Source organism: Stenotrophomonas sp. STEN022, assembly GCF_056760155.1.
In genome coordinates, this window is record NZ_JBRREG010000029.1 from 1 (window position 1) to 17,582 (window position 17,582).

Consider the following 17,582-nt stretch of genomic DNA (forward strand, 5'->3'; position numbering starts at 1 on the left):
ATCGCTGGCTAAGGCACCGGGGCTGGGCCCAATCCTGCGTGCCACCTTGGCGGCGCGGTTACCCGAACTGGGACGGCTGGATCGCAGGCAGATCGCGGCCTTGGTGGGTCTAGCCCCGTACAACCGTGACAGCGGACGCTGGCGAGGCCAGCGCCGCATAGCTGGCGGAAGGGCTGATGTCCGGCGGGTGCTGTACATGGCCACTTGGTCGGCGATCCGAGGCGATCAGGCGCTGGCATCGTGCTACCAACATCTAGTGGCTGCAGGTAAGCCCAAAAAGCTGGCTGTCACCGCCTGTATGCGCAAATACCTGACCAGGCTCAATGCCATGAAGCGTGACAACGCACCTTGGGCAGCCGGTATAGCCGAAGGCGCTCAAGACAGTTTACTCCTACAACAGCCATCGGCATCGCACCTACCGCTGTACGGTCCCGGCGTTATATCGTCTGCGCATGACTGAACCTTCTGCCTTCGATACGCCGCTGCCGGACGACATCCAGTGGCAACCGTTGCCACCGCGCGGCGCGCTGTTCGCCGCCACCGGTTCGGCACTGAGCATGGCCCTGCTGTTTGGCGCCGCCAGCGTGTTGCTGGTGTTGGCTACCGACCAATCGAGCTGGTTGCTGATTCCCCTGGCTGCAGCCGCAGTGGGCGCACTGCTTGGCGCATGGTTCGGCTGGCGCCGGCATCGGCTCACCTTCTGGCGGCTGGACGCACAATCGCTGGGCGTGCGCCGTGGCCATATGTGGCAGAGCGAAAGCCACGTACCGGTATCGCGCGTGCAGCACCTGGACCTGCGTCGCGGCCCGCTGGAACGCATGGCCGGCCTGGCGACCTTGATCGTGCATACCGCCGGTACCCGCATGAACACCGTCGCCGTGGCCGGACTGGCGCACGCCGATGCCGAACGCCTGCGTGATCGCCTGGCGCGGCAGCTCGATCACGACGACGCGCTGTGAGCGAACTTCCGCCCCCCGTGCCCAGCGACGAACAACGGCTGCATCCGTGGTCGTGGCTGTTCGCCCTGCAGCAGCAGGTGCAGCAGTTCCTGCTACCGCTGGTTGCCTTGCTGGTGTTCGGCAGCCGCCGCGATGACGACCTGCCTTACCACCACTGGATCAGTGGCGCGATCGTGGTGGCGCTGGTCGCCAGCGCGGTGCTGCAATACCTGAGTTACCGCTATCGCATCGGCAACGATGCGCTGAGCATCCGCAGCGGCATCTTCGAGCGCACCCGTCGCGAGATCCCGTTCGCACGCATCCACAACGTGGTCGTGCACCAGAACCTGTTGCACCGCATGTTCGGCGTGGCCGAGCTGCGCCTGGAATCGGCTGGCGGCGACAAGCCCGAAGCGGAAATGCGTGTACTCAAGCTGGCGCAAGCGCTGGAGCTGGAGCGGCTGATCCGCCAGGGCGGCAGCGAAGCAGCGCCAACCGGCGATCAAGCTGACACTCCCACCGATGGTGTATTGCTGAGCCTGCCGCTGTCCGAACTGGTGCGGCAGGGGCTTATTTCCAACCGCGCAATGGTCGTTGTGGCGGCAGCAATCGGTGCGGCCTACCAACTGTTCCCGCGCCGGACCACCTCCGATTTCATCGAAGAACAGGGCCGCCACGCCTTCGGCTATGCCAGCCAGTTGCAGCTGGGCACGCTGACCATGGTTGCTACCGGCACCCTGCTGCTGGCCTTCGCGCTGGTCCTGATGCGGCTTCTATCGGTGGGCTTGGCTATCGTGCAGTACTACGGCTTCCGCCTGAGCGAGGCCGACCGCCGCCTCACCGTCGAACGCGGCCTTTTCACCCGCGTGCGCAGCAGCGTGGCACGCCGTCGCATCCAGGCCTGGACCCTGCGCGAAGGCGCGCTGCACCGGCTGTTCAAGCGCCGCCAGCTGCGGGTGGATATCGCCAGTGGCGGCCAGCAACAGGAGCAGGACGGGCGCGCGCTGAAGGAACTGGCGCCACTGGCAACGCCTGCTGCCTGCGATGGCCTGTTGCAGCACCTGCTGCCGCAGCTGCAGTGGCCGCCCACCCAATGGCTGCCGGTAAGCACCCGCGGCTGGTGGCGCTTGTGCCTGCCGGCGCTGCTGTTGATGAGCCTGCTGGCTGCACTGCTGGTATACGAAACCGGCAGTGCATGGGGCCTGCTGCCGCTGCTCTGGCTGCCATGGTCGGCGTTGAAGGCGCATCGCCAGGTAAGCCGCATCGGCTACAACATCGACGCGCAGCGCGTGGCCATTCGTGGCGGCTGGTGGAACCGCTGGTGGCGGGTAGCCGAGTTGGACAAGTTGCAGGCCCTGCGACTGGATCGCTCACCGCTGGACCGGCGATTCGGCACCGCGACACTGACGCTGGATACCGCAGGTGCAGGTGGTTCGCCCGCTTTGCAGCTGCGTTTTCTTGAGGAAGCGCAGGCGCGTGCGCTGATGGCGCAGCTTGAGCAGGAGATGGTGCGGCGCAAGTTGCGCTGGTGAGGCATCACCTCTCCCGCAAGGGAAGAGGTGAACACTTCGCGCAATCAAACCCGCGCCGGGCCCCAATAACCAATGCGCTTGCGCAGCTTGATCTTGCGCCACCAGTTGCGCGGCTTGGGCTTGCGATTGCGCCCGCCCTTGGCGATGAAGTCATCGATCGCCTGCAGGATGCGCTCACTGGACTGGCCATCGCGGTAGGGATGCAACTGGTCGGCAAACTGGCGCACCGCCGCCATCAGCTCCGGCGGCCGCGACAAGGCGGTACGGATCGCACCCTCGAACTGTGCAGGGTCATCGATGTCCAGCAGCTGCGGCCCGGGCCGGCGGTTCTTGAAGGTCACCACCGGCTTGTAGGTCAGCAGGAACTCGTTGAGTGCCGAAGACGTGTCCGAACACATCATGTCCACCTGCGGGAACAGGTCCAGGATGTTGTCGTCGTCTGCGAAACGCAGGTACGGGCCTTCCAGCGCGCGGTACTTGGCAGTGATCTCCGGGTCCATCTTCGGATGGAAGGTGACGATCCAGCGCCATTCGCCGGTCTGCGACAGCCGCTTGATCTCGTCGTACAGGATGCCGGCGGCGCTCCAGGACGGCGAGAAAGTGGAGTGGTACAGGATCACCGGTGGCTCGCGCACGGGATCGGGCTCGTCCTTGAGCTGGCTCATGAACGGGTCGATCTTCGGGAACCCGGTCTCAACCACCGAAAAATGTCCGGTCTTTTGTGCCAGCTCCGAGAACGCGGCGGTATCACGCGGGCCGGTGGTGCAGTACAGGTCGAAGAAGCCACGGATATAGATGTGGCGCGGCTTGCCGGCATCGAAGCCGTGGAAGGTCTCGACCTTCACCCCGGGGAAAAAGTGCGGCACCGCGTTGGACGAGGTGATCACCGCGCAGGGGTTCCACGCACGCACCTGCTCTACCGTCAACAAGGTCTCGTCGGCGGTCAGATCACTGGCGCCGGGGCCATCGAAGAACCACGCCGCCTCATCACCACGTGCGCGGATCGCCGCCTGCAGCGGGCGGAGGATGGCCAGCGCATAGCGCTCGGACCCGTACAGCAGATAGTGGCGTGGCACGCTGGGGAACTCCTGAATAACCCGGATATGCCGAAATTATCGCATCGCCAGTGGAAGCCGTCGCTGCTAGGCTTTGGCCCGTTCCCCCGTGCCAGACCCCGCATGCCCAGCCCAAGCACCACCCTGCCCGCCCAGCGTCCGCGCCTGTCGGCCTGCATCATCGCCTTCAACGAAGCCGACCGCATCGGCGACTGCCTGGCCTCGCTGGCGTTCTGCGACGAGATCGTGGTGGTCGACTCCTTCTCCAGCGACGCCACCGTCGCCGTGGCCGAAGCCGCTGGCGCCCGCGTGGTGCAACGTGCGTTCACCGGCTTTCGCAGCCAGAAGGCGTTCTGCGTGGAACAGGCCAGCCACGACTGGGTGCTGTGCCTGGACGCCGATGAGCGGGTCAACCCGGAACTGCGCGCGGCCATCGAGGCCGAGCGTGACGCCGGCTTCCCCCGCGCGGTTGGCTACCGTTTCGCGCGCTGCTCGGAGTACTTCGGCCGTTTCCTGCGCCATGGCACCGCCTATCCGGACCGGGTGCTGCGCCTGTTCGACCGCCGTCACGGCGGCTGGCGCGGTGATCGCGAAATCCACGAAGCCGTCACACTGGATGGCCCCGCCGCCCTGCTCAAGGGTGACCTGTTGCACCACCCCTACCGCAGTTTCCTGCAGTTGCTGGACAAGAAGCAGAAATACGCGCGGATGATGGCCGAGCATGAGTTCGCCAAGGGCAAGCACGCCAGCCTGGGCAAGCTGATCATCGCCCCGAGCTGGCGCTTCATCCGCAGCTACGTGGTCAAGCGCGGCTTCCTGGATGGTTGGCCGGGCTTGATCGAAGCCTTCGTCAGCGCAAACTACGTTCGGCAGAAGACCATCATGCTGTGGCTGCTGCAGAACGGGCAGCCATTGGTCACGACATCAACCAACGCCGGCATCGACAAAGCGCTTGACTGAACGATAGCCGACCTTGCTGAACGTGCAGCAGCATCCACCATGAACACGTGACTGGGTTCGTTGAAGATGCAGGTTGGCACCGCTAGAATTGATCGTTGTACCGACTGAAAATCAGACTGGTTGCACGGTGGCCGTTCTGCTGTCACTGCCACTTTCCCAGCGGCGTATCCACGCCCAACCGGTGTGATCCATCACGTGAATCAGTTGTCTGCGGCCCAATCTCCCCCGCTGTTACAGGCACTCCGCAGCAGGCTGCTGACGGTTGGCCAATGGTGCGCGGTGCTTACGCTGTTCGCTGCCCCCCTCAACAAGCCCGCCACCAACATCCTGCTGGGCTTGAGCCTGTTGTGTTCACTGGCTGGCGCGGACCTGGTTGCACGCTGGCGCGCCGCGCTACGTGAGCCAGTGGTCATCGGCTTCCTGGTCTGGTTCAGCGCTTTGTTCGCCAGCGCACTGCATGCCTGGATCGGATCAGACGCCCCTGCGTTTGGCGAAGCCTCGATGTGGGGCTGCCTATACCCGCTGCTCATTGCCAGCCTGCTGCGCGACTCGCGCTGGCGCTGGCGTGCGCTGGCAGCGTTTGCTGTCGCCGCCGGGCTGGTGGTGCTGATCTCCTACCTGATGCAGTTCGGCTTGGTACCACAGCGGGCGGTGGCAGAAATCCAGCCGTCCATGCGCAACACCGTCTTCAAGGAATACACACAGCAGGGGCTGGCCAGCCTGATCCTGATGTCGATGCTGGTGGCTGTGGCCTTCAACAGCAACGAGCGGGGTCTGCGCATCGCCGCACTGATCGCAGCTGCTGTCGTACTCTGCAATGCGGTGCTGTTGATCCAGAGCCGCACCACCTACATCGTCTTGCTACCGTTGCTCGGCTATTGGATCTACCGACTGGTTGCGCACCGCTTCAGCGGCTGGCGCATGCTGATGGTCAGTAGCGGCCTGGTCATCGTCACCATCGGCGCGTTGTGGTCGACACCCAGCATCCGCGAACGCATGCTGAGCTCGATCACCGAGGAAGTGGACAGCTACCTGGTCACCCAGGAACCCACGTCCAGCGGCATCCGCCTGTGGCTGTGGCAACAAACCCTGCCGATCATCGCCGATGCCCCCGTGTTCGGGCATGGCCTGAATCAGTGGGAACCCATCTACCTGGAGCGGATGCGCAGCATCCCGGGCTCGGAACCGTTCATCACCGGCCACCCACACCAGGAAGCACTACTGATCCTGGCTGAGGAGGGCATGGTGGGCCTGCTGCTTTTCGCCGCCTTGCTGCTGGCTTTCGCAGCCCACACAAGCAAGCTGCCTGATCCGCAAAAGGGTATCTTTACCAGCATCCTCATCATCTATGTCGCCGCCGGCCTGGCAAATGGGCTCTGGAGCAACTTCACCCATCGCCATGTCTTCATCCTGTTGATGGCCTGCATCCCAATGGGCAGCTTCCCCTGGTACGGCCTGGCTAGAGAGCGCGAATCCTCGTCATGAAGCCCAGCACGTCGTTTGATGAGGTGACCATTGTCTGCGTCACCTACAACAGTTCGACTCTGATGGAGACGATGGCCAACACCTTGGCCCCGTTCCCTCATGTCATCATCATCGACAATGGCAGCAGTGACGACAGCGCAGCAGGCATCGCCAGGCATATCCCGCATGCGCACGCCATCAGCCGTAGCACCAACGCAGGTTATGGCGCGGCCAACAACCAGGCGATGGCGGCGGTGCAGACGCCGTTCGCATTGCTGCTCAATCCCGATTGCTCCATCGCCCCCGATGACCTGCAGTGCCTGCTGGACTGCATGCAGCAACACCCCCAAGCTGGTGTGATTGGTCCGCAGAACTGGCGCAGCGAAACGGTCCCACAGATATCGCATCGCCAGGCCTTCTTCAGACCCGGCGCGGACAGCTCCTGCACGGTGCCGGACAAGGTCACCGCCGCCGAATGGATCCATGGCTGCTGCCAGCTGCTGCGAACCGGTGCGTTCCGCGAAATCGGCGGCTTTGACGAAGCATTTTTCCTGTACTACGAGGACGACGACCTGTGCCTGCGGATGGCCCAGGCCGGCCATCAATGCCTGCTGCAGCCAGCGGCGCGCGCCTTCCACAAAGGCGGAGCATCCTCCGCTCCCAGCATGCGCACCGACTTCATCAAGCGCTTCCACTATGCACGCTCGCGCCAGATCGCCATACGCCGCTATATGGGCAATGGTGCAGGGCGCATGCATCTTGCCAAGCTGATGGCCGCCATGCTCCCGGCGGTGGTGGTATACAGCCTGCTGCTGCGTCGGCGCGATGTAATCAAGTGGGCCGCCTGGGGAACAGCTGCATTTTCCGCCACCTTGGGACTGGACCTGGTACCCGGTCGGGGCAAGCCCGCGGCAATGCCCAACGACGGCTAGCACCTTTTCCACACCAGCACACCCCAACTAAGGGCACAGATCGTGGCAGAATGGCTTCGCTAGCCGGGCACCGAACGCCCATGCCCGCCCTACCCTTCCTTACGAGAATTTTTCATGCAACGCGTCCTGGTCACAGGTGGTGCGGGGTTTCTTGGTTCCCATTTATGCGACCGGCTGATCCAGCAGGGGCATGATGTCCTGTGCGTGGACAACTACTTCACCGGCAGCAAGCGCAATATCGCGCACCTGCTGAACCTGCCCAATTTCGAGCTGATGCGGCACGACGTCACCTTCCCGCTGTATGTGGAAGTGCAACGCATCTTCAATCTGGCCTGCCCGGCCTCTCCCGTGCATTACCAGCACGATCCGGTACAGACCACCAAGACCTCGGTGCACGGCGCGATCAACATGCTCGGCCTGGCCAAGCGTGTGAACGCGCGCATCCTGCAGGCGTCCACCAGCGAGGTCTATGGCGACCCGGAAGTGCACCCGCAGCAGGAAGGCTATTGGGGCCGGGTCAATCCGATCGGCATCCGCAGCTGCTATGACGAAGGCAAGCGCTGTGCCGAAACGCTGTTCTTCGACTACCACCGCCAGCACGCGCTGGATATCAAGGTTGTGCGTATCTTCAACACCTACGGCCCGCGCATGCATCCCAACGATGGCCGCGTGGTGAGCAACTTCATCGTGCAGGCCTTGCGCGGCGAAGACATCACCATTTTCGGCGATGGCAGCCAGACCCGTAGTTTCTGCTACGTGGATGATCTGATTGAAGCCATGCTGCGGACAATGGACACCGAGCGCGGCTTCACCGGGCCGATCAATATTGGCAACCCCGGCGAGTTCACCATGCTGGAGTTGGCCGAAATGGTCCTGCGACTGGTCGGCGGGCGCTCGCGCCTGGTGTATCGGCCACTACCCTCGGATGACCCGCGCCAGCGCCAGCCGGACATCTCGCTGGCCCGTGAAAAGCTGGGCTGGGAGCCAAAGGTCGCCTTGGAAGATGGCCTGAAGGAAACCATCGCCTACTTCCGCAAGTTGTTGGCCGAGGATCAGGCGTGACCACCTTCGCCGTCGTCATCACCAACTACAATTACGCCAAGTTCGTCTGCGAGACGATCGATAGCGCGCTGGCCCAGACCCGCGCGGCCGCACAGATCCTGGTGGTGGACGACGGCTCAACCGATGGCTCTCCAGAACTGCTGCGCCAGCGCTATGGTGACGATGCCCGGGTGACACTGTTGTTTGGCGAGAACGAAGGCCAGCTGGCCGCATTTCAACGCGGCGTGGCCGCTGCCAACGCCGATGTGATCTGCTTCCTGGACGCCGATGACCGCTGGAAGCCGGAATACCTGGAAAAGATCGGCGCGGTGTATGACGCCCGTCGCGATATCGACTTCGTCTTCAGCGACCTGCAGACCTTCGGCATCGACAACCTGGACATCCGCTACGAAGACAGCCAGCAGCCCATCGATCTGGGCTATACCGCGGTAAGCACCTACTTCCTGGTGCCTTGGTACGGCGCTCCCACCTCGGCGCTGAGTCTGCGTCGGGCCTGGGCCGAGAACGTACTCGACCTGCCGCACAGCTTCCGCCGTCAGTGGAAGCTATGCGCTGATGCCTGCGTGGTGCACGGCGCCAGCATCCTCGGCGCACGCAAGTACTACCTGCCCACCGGCTGCGTGGAATACCGCACCCATGGCAACAATGGCTGGTGGGCAACCCGCCGTGAGCCGACAAGCTTGTACCGCAACGCGCTGCGCAATTACGGCATTGTTCGTGTATACGCCGCGCGTAGCGGCCTGGACGATGGCTGCTGCAGCTTGGGCAAACAGGAGTACCGCACCAAACCCAAGCCCAGCCGCAAAGAACGGCATCGCTACGCCAGCATCGCATTGCGCGGCGAGGCGCCCTGGTGGAAGCGCTACGAAAGAGCCATCAGCATCCTGTCCGGACGCCAGTCACGCCGCCGTTGAACGGCGGCGCCATCGCAGCGCATCAACCGTTGCTTGCGGGTGTACGCCCGCGCAGTCGCGAGGCCAGATTGTAGGCAAACCAGCGCATGCTCAAACCAGCACGGTAAGCCTCACGCTGCAGCCAACCCAGTGGCCCAACGCTGGGTTTGGCCCTTCGCCCGGCCTGGATCACCGAGGCGAACAGATCACCACTGCGCACCACCCCTGGCTTGAGGCCGAGGCATTCCACCCCGTGCAGCCAGGCCAGGTCCATATAGTCATCAACCGGCAGCACCCAGTGCTCGGCGTGGCGCAGGAACTTCGCCGCCGCCTCTGGCGTCAGGTAATAGCCAAACGCACACAAGGGGCTGCGCCAGTAGCGGTGCAGGACGAAGTCGCCGAACTTTATCCAGGGCGAGCTGGGGCGGTCCGCAGCATGCAGGCGGAAGTAGCCCACCGACTCCGGCAATGACGGCAGGTCACGCAATACGTCCAGGAAGCGCGGATCGATGGTGATGTCGTCTTCAAACACGATCATCGGCCGGCCGCTGTCCACGCACTGCTGCCACAACAGATAGTGGCTGGCCCAGCAGCCGATTTCGCCGGGACGGAAAGGGCGGCCCTTGCAGGCCAGGCGCCGCTTTTCATCAACCTTGGTGAACAAGGGATGCGGAATGCTGCCATTGACCGCCTCCCACATCGTCACCTCGATGCCCAAAGCTTCTGCCTGCCGCTGGATCGAGGCACGACGATCCGCCGATGCAGGCAGGTTGATCACATAAAGGGGCAAATCAGCAGACGGTCGAGTCATTGCGCGACGCAATCCTGGAAAAGAATCCACCCGGGCTCCCCATTTTCCGGAAGCCATCCTGGACACAACAACGAGTCATGATAGTACCTGATCAGCAATTAGCTGCCTCCTAGCGATGGCACCCGCAAGCAACGCGGGGCAGGTGCTTGATTTCTTCGGCACCGCAGCCGCACGTTTGATCCGAGGAACGAAGAACGTCCGCTCAGGCCTACGCAGCCTTCACCAACCGCGCATAGAAGAAGCCATCACCCCCTTGCTCACCCGGCAGGCGTTGGCGATTGCCCGCATCATCATGGCCAAAGGCCTCCGGCAACGGTTGCAGCTGTGCATCCGGCGTGCGAGCGAGGAAGGCAGCTATCTGCTGACCGTTCTCCTGCCGCAGGATCGAGCAGGTCGAGTACAGCAGCACCCCACCCGGGCGCAGCACCGTCCATAGTGCATACAGCAAGCGCGCCTGCAAAGCTGCCAACGCAACAACGTCTTCGGCACGGCGGTGCAGCAGCACATCGGGCTGACGACGGATGATGCCGGTGGCCGAGCACGGCGCATCCAACAACACCGCATCAAACGGCTTGCCGTCCCACCACGCGGCGGTATCGGTGGCATCGACCGCCAACACCTGCGCTTGTGCGCCAACACCCGTGCGCGCAAAGGTTTCACGGATACGCTGCAGACGTCGTGCATCGACGTCCAGTGCCAGCAACTGCAGGGACGGGTCGCGCTCCAGCAGATGCGCGGACTTGCCGCCCGGCGCGGCGCAAGCGTCCAGCACCCGAGCGCCGGGTGGTGCCTGCAGGGCATCGGCTACTTGTTGCGCTGACAGGTCCTGCACCGACACCGCGCCCTGCGCAAAGCCAGGCAAGCCGCTCACCGGCACCGCAACCGGCAAGCGCACCGCGTCGGCCGACAAAGGCTCGGCGACGGCATCGATACCGGCTCCGGCCAACACCGCCAGATACGCTTCGCGCGAATGCTGCTGACGGTTCACCCGCAGCCACATCGGCGCCGGCTGCAGACTCTGCGCGATGATTTCCGCAGCCTGCTCCGGCCAGTCGTGCTGCACCTGGGCCAGCAGCCACTGCGGCCAGGCGTCTTCAGCGCGCGCCTCGGCAAAGCCCTCGCGCTGGGCACGGCGCAGCAATGCATTGACCATGCCGGCCTGACGCTCGCGGCCCAGCGCGCGCGCTGCCTCCACGGTCGCTGACAGCGCCGCATGGGCTGGCAGCTGCAACACGTCCAACTGTGCGAAACCGGCCATCAGCAACGCACGCAGATCACTGTCACGCGCGCCCAATGGCTTCTGCAGCCAATGCCGCAGTGCCTGGTCGTAGACCACGCGGCGCCGCAGCGCGGCAAAACAAATGGCTTCCAGCAGCGCGCGGTCGCGGCTGTCGTCGAGCTTGGGCAGGGCCGCGCCGAGTTCGGCTTTCAGCGAGCGGCCCTTGCCGATCACCGCCGCCAACACCTTGGCCGCCAGCGCGCGGGTCTGCACGCCGGGCTGTGCCGCCGCGGACTTGCCCCACGGCGAGGAAGTAGCAGCCGTCATCCGCTCAGCCCTCGACCCGCAGATCGCGGCGTGCGTTCAGATAATCAGCAGCGGTAATCGCCTTGCCGCCCTCGCGCTGCACCACGCGCAGGCGCAACGCGCCCTGTCCGCAGGCGATGTCGATACCTTCACGGGCAGCACCGATCACCGTGCCCGGTGCCTTGCCATGATTGTCATCAATAGCCACCGCGCCGTGGATGCGCACGCGCTCGCCGGCCAGGCTGGCCTCGGCCACCGGCCACGGATTGAAGGCGCGCACACGGCGCGCCAGCGCGGCCGCCGACTCAGCCCAATCGAGCTTGGCCTCGGCCTTGTCCAGCTTGTGTGCATAGGTGACGCCGGCTTCCGGCTGACGCTGCGGCACCGGCTTCAGCCCTGCGCGCAACAGGCCCAGGCCATCAGACAGCACCTGCGCACCCATCTGTGCCAGACGATCATGCAACTGACCGCCGGTATCGGTATCGCTGATCGGGGTGTGCTGGCTCAGCAGCACCGGGCCGGTATCCAGACCCGCTTCCATCTGCATCAGGCAGACGCCGGTTTCGGCATCGCCAGCCTCGATCGCGCGCTGGATCGGCGCCGCGCCGCGCCAACGCGGCAGCAAGGAAGCATGCACGTTCCAGCAGCCGTGGGTCGGGATGGCCAACACCGCCTTCGGCAGGATCAGGCCGTAGGCCACCACGATCATCAGATCCGGCTGCAGTTCGCGCAGCTGCTGCTGGGCTTCGGGTGTCTTCAGGCTTTCCGGCTGGAATACCGGGATACCTCGCGCGATCGCGTCAAGCTTCACCGGCGAAGGCATCATGCCCCGACCGCGACCGGCCGGGCGATCCGGCTGGGTGTAGACCGCCACCACTTCATGCTGGCGCGCGGCGGCGCCCAGGGAAGCAACGGCGAATTCCGGCGTACCGGCGAAGATGATTTTCATTGGGCGGGGATTCGCTAGTCGGGATCCGGGATTGGCAAAAGCGGCCCAACGGCGGCCGACACCGATCGCGAATCGAAAAAAAGAGTGTGCCGATCAGGGATCCAGAGCAGAGCGCCGGGACAGCTGAGAGGTACGGCACGGCCTGCGCCTGCCAATCCCCGATCCCGGCTCCCCGATCCCGACCTCAAATCAAGCTACGTGCTTGCGCGACTTGGCCAGCTTCTTGCGCACCATCTCGCGCTTGAGCGGCGACAGATAGTCGATGAACAGTTTGCCGTCCAGGTGATCCATCTCGTGCTGGATGCAGGTGGCTAGCAGGTCGTCGGCAGCCAGTTCCTGCTGCTTGCCCTCACGATCAAGGTAGCGCACCACGATGGAATCGGCGCGGGTGACATCAGCATAGATGCCCGGCACCGACAGACAGCCTTCCTGGTAGACACGGCCGCCTTCACTGGCGCTGACGATCTGCGGGTTGATGAACACCTGCGGCTCGTTGTGCTCTTCGCTGACGTCGATGACCATGAAACGCTTGTGCACATCCACCTGGCTGGCGGCCAAGCCGATACCGGGAGCGTCATACATGGTCTGCAGCATGTCGTCGAGCAACTGCTGGAAGGCCGGCGTGGTCACTTCGGCCGCCTCGACAAGGGCCGCCTTGGTGCGCAGGCGCGGGTCTGGGAACTCAAGAATAGGCAGGAGGGCCATGGCAATACCAATCTGGGATGCCGCTTATTTCGGCAAGATGTCCCAATTCTACCGCTTGTGCTTGCCCGGCGCGCCCGTTTCTGCAATATAGTGCGACAACCTGTTGGGGAATCAGGCAGATCGCAACCATGTTGAAACAATTACGTACGGTCGCCGCCGTGGCGATGCTGACCGTCACGACCTATGCCGTGGCCGTCGAAATGAACGGTACGCACCCTGACACCTACGTGGTGCGCAAGGGCGATACTTTGTGGGACATATCGGCACGTTTCCTGAAGAAGCCGTGGCTTTGGCCGGAAATCTGGCAGGCCAACCCACAGGTCAAGAACCCGCACCTGATCTACCCGGGTGACGTCCTGAGCCTGGCCTATCTGGACCGGGTGACGGCCCAGGCCGGTCCGCGCCAGGAAGCACCGATCACCGGCGTGCCGCTGGCGGACGTTGAGCCCTTCCTTAAGAACCTGAACGTTGTCGACAGCTTCGAGGACCTGCCCTATGTGGTCGGCCTGGAAGACAACCGCCTGCGCGCCAGCGCCGGACAGAACGCCTATATCCGTGGCCTGGACGCTGCCCAGGCCGGCCAACGCTACATGGTGGTCCGCCCGACCGTACGCTTTGCCCAGCCCAAGCCAACCGAGGACCTGGACGTCCGCGGCGATACCACTCCTGGCAGCGGCAACCGGTGGAAGAGCTTCGTTGCGGCCAATGACCGCAACGAGTTCCTCGGCTATGAACTGGCCCAGGTCAATATCGGCACACTTACCCAGGTAGCCAGCGGCAACGTCGAAGCCTCCACCCTGCGACTGGAAACCAGTGGCAGCGAAGTGCGCGCAGGTGATCGCCTGCTACCGGTACAGCTGAACCCGTACGACCTGCAGTTCATCCCGCACGCCCCGGCCAACGCCCCGGCGCCAGGCCAGCTGCGGGTGCTTGCAGTGGCCGACAGCTTCACCAGTGGCGGCCCGCGCGATGTGATCGCCATCTCCGGCGGCGCACGTGAGGGCATCAACAACGGCACGGTGTTCTCGATCTGGCGCAGCGGCAGCCATGTCGCCCATCGCATGCAGTACCCGGGCTCGTCGCGCATGGATGACGCACTGAAGACCGGCGCCGGCCGGGTCACACTACCTGACGAGTACGCAGCGCATGCGATGGTGTTCCGCACCTTCGACAAGGTCAGCTATGCCTTGATCATGGAAGGCACCAAGCCGACCCGCGTGGGCTATGAACTGAAGCACCCGGACGCGCAGTAAGCGCCTGCGGTCTAGCCTTACGATGTACAACAACGGCGCCTGAGGGCGCCGTTGTTGTTTGCGACGGCAGGCTGGGCCATGCCTCGATCATCCCTTGCCAATACGCCCATACCACCCTGCTGCCCGGCCTTGCTGACCCTGACGCTGGCCGGCGGCCCCCTGCAGACACTGCGTCGCCTGCTCGATCAACACGGCAGCAGCGCGAACGCCTTGGCCGCCGGTCCCACAGGCTGGCAAGCGGCAGGCTGCACGCCAGCACAACGCCAAGCACTGGCAAAGCCCGATGCGGCTGCCTGGGCGCGCGCCACTGCCTGGCTGGAGTTCGATAGCCATCATCTTGTTGGCTGGGGTGATGCGGACTACCCAACGCTACTGCGCGACAGCCCGAACCCACCATTGGCATTGTTCATTGCCGGCGACCCAACCCGGCTCTGGCAACCAGCGATCGCCATCGTTGGCAGCCGCATACCCAGTGCCGGCGGGCGCGAGATCGCCCGCGACTTCGCCACCACATTGGCCAGCCACGGCTTGACCATCGCCAGCGGCCTGGCCGCCGGCATCGATGCGACCGCTCACCGGGCTGCGCTGGCCTGCAGCGGCAGCACGTATGCAGTGATCGGGACGGGGCCGGATCTGGCCTACCCGCGCCACCATCGCCAGCTGCAGACACAGATCGCCGCCGAAGGCGCGGTGGTCAGTGAGTATCCGCCCGGTACAGCGCCGCGCAGCGGCCAGTTCCCGGCCCGCAACCGCCTGTTGGCGGCACTGGCTCTGGGCACCGTGGTCATCGAGGCTGCCGAGCGCTCCGGCGCATTGATCACCGCGCGCCTGGCCAGCGAGGCGGGCCGCGAGATATTTGCCGTACCCGGCTCCATCCACAATCCGATGGCCCGCGGCTGCCACCGGCTGATACGCGAAGGTGCAACATTGGTGACACACAGCGCCGACATTCTTGAAGGCGTGGCCAATCTGGCCGGCGAACTGGCCTGTGCCTTGCAAACCCGGCTTCAGACCCCCATCTCCCGTATACCGTCCGGCCAGCACCCGGCCGTCACGCCACCGGACCCAGACTACCAGCGATTGTGGGATGCCTTGGGTTATGACCCAACCGGTATGGATTTACTGATCGAGCGCACTGGATTGACGGCCGCCAGCCTGTCCTCCATGCTGCTGCTCATGGAATTGGAAGGCAGGGTGTCGTCGGCGCACGGCCGCTACACCCGCACCTGAAGGTTTCTTCACCTCCACAGCGCCAATGGCGCAGGCCGAGGGGCAATGAAAGAGAGCATCCTGGACGTCCTGCTGTACCTGTTTGAACACTATTTCAGCGAAGACGCTGATCTCATCCGAGACCGCGACTCGCTACAGAACGGCCTGATCCAGGCCGGTTTCAGTCCCGCCGAAATCAACAAGGCCTTCGATTGGCTCGATGCCTTGGCCGAACAACGCCCAGCCGTGGCGCAGCCACGCGTTGACGGGCCGGTACGCGTATTCCACGGGCCCGAGCTCGACAAGCTGGACGTGGAAGGCCGCGGCTTCTTGCTGTTCCTGGAACAACAGCGCGTGCTCGATGCCGACCAGCGCGAGCTGGTGCTAGACCGCGCCATGGCCCTGGACCAGGACGAACTGGATCTGGACGACCTGAAGTGGGTGGTACTGATGGTGCTGTTCAACCAGCCCGGCGCAGAAGCCGCCTATGCGTGGATGGAAACCCAGATGTTCGTCGACGAACCCGAACCACTGCACTAAGCCCAACACCGGCGTGCATGGATGCATAAGGACAATACCCACGTGAGCCAATGGTTCTACGCCGAGGGCAACCGCGAACGTCGCGGCCCAATCACCGATGACAACATCGTCGAGTTGTTCCAGTCCCGCCGCATCGACGAGGACACCCTGGTCTGGCGCGAAGGTGCCGGCGATTGGCGGCCGCTGCGCGAGTTTGCCAGCGAGCTCGGCCTGGACATGGCGCAGGCAGCCTCGACGAAGGCGCCAATCGGCCCGCCGTCACTGCCTCCCGGGCCGCAAACCATCCACACGCCCCCTGCCGCGGCTCCCCGGCAGGGCCTGTCCGGCTGCGCGATCGCCGGCATCATCGCCGCCGTGGTCGGGGTGATCCTGATTGCCATCGTCGGCATCCTGGCGGCCATCGCCCTGCCCGCTTATCAGGATTATGTGCTGCGCTCCAAGGTCACCATGGCAAATGGGCAAATGACTGCCCTGAAGCAGCAGGTGACCGAGTTTGTCGCCACCAATGAACGCTGCCCGGTCAATGATGACGAAGGCTTTGGCAGCCCGGACAGCTACGCCGATGGCGATGTCGCCGAAATCAATATCGGCCGCTTCGAGAACGGGCATTGCGGGCTGGAAGCACGCCTGCATGTCCCGAAGCACACGCAACTTGACGGCAAAAGCCTCTGGCTCGACTACGATATGCAGGCCGACACTTGGGAATGCAGTTCCGATGTCGAGGACAAATACCTGCCAATCAGCTGTCGCGGCTGATTGGTAGCGGCCAGAACTTTTACGGGGAAAACGATGAGCCAGTGGTACTACGCTGATGCCCAGCGCGAGCGGCATGGTCCGATTGAAGCGGACGCCCTCCGCGAAAAATTCCGCGCAGGCGAGATCGACCTGGGCACCTTGGTCTGGCGTGAAGGCATGCAGCAGTGGCAGCCGCTCTCGGCCATCGCCGACGAACTGCAGTTGATCAGCCAGGCCAGCACCGGCATCGACCTGCGCCAGGATTACGCTGCCATCGAAAGTGGCGAAGCCGTCGCCGCACGCACCGCCGCCGAAGCCAACTCACCGTACGCCGCGCCGGCCAGCCGTCCGCAGGATGTCGACCCCGCTGCCGTGCAGGGTGGGCTGGTGGTGCAGGCTGGATTCTGGAAGCGCGTAGCCGCGTACTTCATCGACTACGTGATCATGACCGTGTTCACCTACATCGTGCTGATCCCGCTGAGCATCCTCGGCGCGATTGTAGGCGGCGTATCGGGCAGCACGGACTCCGCCGCTGGCTCGATCGGCATGTTCCTGACCCTGGGTATCGGCTACCTGATCATCTTCGCCGGCAACCTGATGTATCCGGCATGGATGCACTCGTCCAAGTACCAAGCCACGTTGGGCAAGATGGCAGTGGGCATCAAGGTGGTACGCAGCAACGGCGAGCGCCTGACCCTGGGCCGCGCGGTGGGCCGCTTCTTCGCCTATATCCTGAGCAGCATCACCCTGTGCATCGGCTTTGTGATGGCCGCCTTCACTGAGCGCAAGCAAGCCCTGCACGACATCATCTGCGACACCCTGGTGGTGGACAAATACGCCTTCACCGATCACCCGGAGTGGCAGCAGCAGGGCCTGGGCACGGTCACCATCGTGATCCTGTCGCTGGCCGGCCTGGGCATCCTTTGCCTGATCGGGCTGTTCGTGCTTCTCGGTGTTGCCGCAGCAGGCTTCAACTGACAAATTGCCGGGGGCTGCTTGACACAGCCCCCTCTGGCATG

Annotated in this window: 17 protein-coding genes and 1 pseudogene; 13 read left to right on the top strand and 5 right to left on the bottom strand. The window is 64.1% G+C overall.

The window, feature by feature from the left end; genetic code table 11:
• The 3 genes and pseudogenes from ACVOMF_RS08140 to ACVOMF_RS08150 form a co-directional block, all read left to right on the top strand.
• A pseudogene (locus tag ACVOMF_RS08140) lies at positions 1-352 on the top strand (transposase); the annotation flags it as partial.
• Between the two features lie 100 nt (positions 353-452).
• Complete coding sequence (locus ACVOMF_RS08145) at positions 453-959, top strand: PH domain-containing protein (RefSeq protein WP_481508828.1); 507 nt, start codon at positions 453-455, stop codon at positions 957-959.
• Positions 956-2,470 carry a PH domain-containing protein gene (locus ACVOMF_RS08150; RefSeq protein ID WP_481508829.1) on the top strand — a complete coding sequence of 505 codons (1,515 nt, stop codon included), beginning with the start codon at positions 956-958 and terminating at the stop codon, positions 2,468-2,470. Before ACVOMF_RS08145 ends, ACVOMF_RS08150 begins: the two co-directional genes overlap by 4 nt.
• A gap of 44 nt (positions 2,471-2,514) precedes the next feature.
• Here ACVOMF_RS08150 and ACVOMF_RS08155 read toward each other — a convergent pair whose 3' ends face one another.
• Entirely contained in the window at positions 2,515-3,546 is a 1,032-nt protein-coding gene (locus tag ACVOMF_RS08155; protein WP_282268078.1) for a CDP-glycerol glycerophosphotransferase family protein, read from the bottom strand.
• A 102-nt stretch (positions 3,547-3,648) separates the two neighbouring features.
• Here ACVOMF_RS08155 and ACVOMF_RS08160 point away from each other — a divergent pair, with 102 nt between their 5' ends.
• The 5 genes from ACVOMF_RS08160 to ACVOMF_RS08180 all read left to right on the top strand — a co-directional run bounded on the left by ACVOMF_RS08160 (position 3,649) and on the right by ACVOMF_RS08180 (position 8,857).
• Complete coding sequence (locus tag ACVOMF_RS08160) at positions 3,649-4,485, top strand: glycosyltransferase family 2 protein (RefSeq protein ID WP_481508830.1); 837 nt, start codon at positions 3,649-3,651, stop codon at positions 4,483-4,485.
• Positions 4,486-4,764: 279 nt separating this feature from the next.
• The gene (locus ACVOMF_RS08165) at positions 4,765-5,970 is read left to right on the top strand and encodes an O-antigen ligase family protein (RefSeq protein WP_481508831.1); all 1,206 of its coding nucleotides are present in this window, start codon (positions 4,765-4,767) and stop codon (positions 5,968-5,970) included.
• A complete protein-coding gene (locus tag ACVOMF_RS08170) occupies positions 5,967-6,881 on the top strand; it encodes a glycosyltransferase family 2 protein (protein ID WP_481508832.1) in 915 nt (304 codons plus the stop codon). Before ACVOMF_RS08165 ends, ACVOMF_RS08170 begins: the two co-directional genes overlap by 4 nt.
• Before the next feature lie 114 nt (positions 6,882-6,995).
• Positions 6,996-7,943, top strand: coding sequence for a UDP-glucuronic acid decarboxylase family protein (locus ACVOMF_RS08175; protein WP_481508833.1), 948 nt, complete (start codon positions 6,996-6,998; stop codon positions 7,941-7,943).
• Positions 7,940-8,857, top strand: coding sequence for a glycosyltransferase family 2 protein (locus tag ACVOMF_RS08180; RefSeq protein WP_481508834.1), 918 nt, complete (start codon positions 7,940-7,942; stop codon positions 8,855-8,857). Before ACVOMF_RS08175 ends, ACVOMF_RS08180 begins: the two co-directional genes overlap by 4 nt.
• Before the next feature lie 22 nt (positions 8,858-8,879).
• Here the strand turns inward: ACVOMF_RS08180 and ACVOMF_RS08185 are convergent, their stop codons facing one another.
• The 4 genes from ACVOMF_RS08185 to def form a co-directional block, all read right to left on the bottom strand.
• On the bottom strand, positions 8,880-9,647 hold the full coding sequence (locus ACVOMF_RS08185) for a glycosyltransferase family 25 protein (protein WP_481508835.1): 768 nt from the start codon (positions 9,645-9,647) through the stop codon (positions 8,880-8,882).
• A 208-nt stretch (positions 9,648-9,855) separates the two neighbouring features.
• The gene (gene rsmB, locus ACVOMF_RS08190) at positions 9,856-11,193 is read right to left on the bottom strand and encodes a 16S rRNA (cytosine(967)-C(5))-methyltransferase RsmB (RefSeq protein ID WP_481508836.1); all 1,338 of its coding nucleotides are present in this window, start codon (positions 11,191-11,193) and stop codon (positions 9,856-9,858) included.
• Positions 11,194-11,197: 4 nt separating this feature from the next.
• On the bottom strand, positions 11,198-12,121 hold the full coding sequence (fmt, locus tag ACVOMF_RS08195) for a methionyl-tRNA formyltransferase (RefSeq protein WP_481508837.1): 924 nt from the start codon (positions 12,119-12,121) through the stop codon (positions 11,198-11,200).
• A gap of 189 nt (positions 12,122-12,310) precedes the next feature.
• On the bottom strand, positions 12,311-12,826 hold the full coding sequence (def, locus tag ACVOMF_RS08200; protein WP_481508838.1) for a peptide deformylase: 516 nt from the start codon (positions 12,824-12,826) through the stop codon (positions 12,311-12,313).
• Positions 12,827-12,954: 128 nt separating this feature from the next.
• Between def and ACVOMF_RS08205 the strand changes: the two genes are divergently transcribed.
• From ACVOMF_RS08205 to ACVOMF_RS08225, 5 genes are all read left to right on the top strand, one after another.
• Positions 12,955-14,079 (top strand): LysM peptidoglycan-binding domain-containing protein, encoded by a 1,125-nt coding sequence (locus tag ACVOMF_RS08205; RefSeq protein ID WP_481508839.1) that lies wholly within the window; start codon positions 12,955-12,957, stop codon positions 14,077-14,079.
• Positions 14,080-14,157: 78 nt separating this feature from the next.
• The gene (dprA, locus tag ACVOMF_RS08210) at positions 14,158-15,309 is read left to right on the top strand and encodes a DNA-processing protein DprA (protein WP_481508840.1); all 1,152 of its coding nucleotides are present in this window, start codon (positions 14,158-14,160) and stop codon (positions 15,307-15,309) included.
• A gap of 45 nt (positions 15,310-15,354) precedes the next feature.
• A complete protein-coding gene (locus ACVOMF_RS08215) occupies positions 15,355-15,828 on the top strand; it encodes a DUF494 family protein (RefSeq protein ID WP_481508841.1) in 474 nt (157 codons plus the stop codon).
• A gap of 21 nt (positions 15,829-15,849) precedes the next feature.
• Complete coding sequence (locus ACVOMF_RS08220) at positions 15,850-16,584, top strand: pilin (protein ID WP_481508842.1); 735 nt, start codon at positions 15,850-15,852, stop codon at positions 16,582-16,584.
• 33 nt (positions 16,585-16,617) lie between these two features.
• A complete protein-coding gene (locus ACVOMF_RS08225) occupies positions 16,618-17,541 on the top strand; it encodes an RDD family protein (protein ID WP_481508843.1) in 924 nt (307 codons plus the stop codon).
• Positions 17,542-17,582: the final 41 nt, after the last annotated feature.

What these genes read in the sequence shown, in the direction of transcription:
- fmt (WP_481508837.1), bottom strand. Translation starts at nt 12,121, where the DNA reads ATGAAAATCATCTTCGCCGGTACGCCGGAATTCGCCGTTGCTTCCCTG.
- rsmB (WP_481508836.1), bottom strand. Translation starts at nt 11,193, where the DNA reads ATGACGGCTGCTACTTCCTCGCCGTGGGGCAAGTCCGCGGCGGCACAG.
- ACVOMF_RS08205 (WP_481508839.1), top strand. Translation starts at nt 12,955, where the DNA reads ATGTTGAAACAATTACGTACGGTCGCCGCCGTGGCGATGCTGACCGTC.
- dprA (WP_481508840.1), top strand. Translation starts at nt 14,158, where the DNA reads ATGCCTCGATCATCCCTTGCCAATACGCCCATACCACCCTGCTGCCCG.
- def (WP_481508838.1), bottom strand. Translation starts at nt 12,826, where the DNA reads ATGGCCCTCCTGCCTATTCTTGAGTTCCCAGACCCGCGCCTGCGCACC.
- ACVOMF_RS08145 (WP_481508828.1), top strand. Translation starts at nt 453, where the DNA reads ATGACTGAACCTTCTGCCTTCGATACGCCGCTGCCGGACGACATCCAG.
- ACVOMF_RS08225 (WP_481508843.1), top strand. Translation starts at nt 16,618, where the DNA reads ATGAGCCAGTGGTACTACGCTGATGCCCAGCGCGAGCGGCATGGTCCG.
- ACVOMF_RS08160 (WP_481508830.1), top strand. Translation starts at nt 3,649, where the DNA reads ATGCCCAGCCCAAGCACCACCCTGCCCGCCCAGCGTCCGCGCCTGTCG.
- ACVOMF_RS08185 (WP_481508835.1), bottom strand. Translation starts at nt 9,647, where the DNA reads ATGACTCGACCGTCTGCTGATTTGCCCCTTTATGTGATCAACCTGCCT.
- ACVOMF_RS08175 (WP_481508833.1), top strand. Translation starts at nt 6,996, where the DNA reads ATGCAACGCGTCCTGGTCACAGGTGGTGCGGGGTTTCTTGGTTCCCAT.
- ACVOMF_RS08170 (WP_481508832.1), top strand. Translation starts at nt 5,967, where the DNA reads ATGAAGCCCAGCACGTCGTTTGATGAGGTGACCATTGTCTGCGTCACC.
- ACVOMF_RS08215 (WP_481508841.1), top strand. Translation starts at nt 15,355, where the DNA reads ATGAAAGAGAGCATCCTGGACGTCCTGCTGTACCTGTTTGAACACTAT.
- ACVOMF_RS08220 (WP_481508842.1), top strand. Translation starts at nt 15,850, where the DNA reads ATGCATAAGGACAATACCCACGTGAGCCAATGGTTCTACGCCGAGGGC.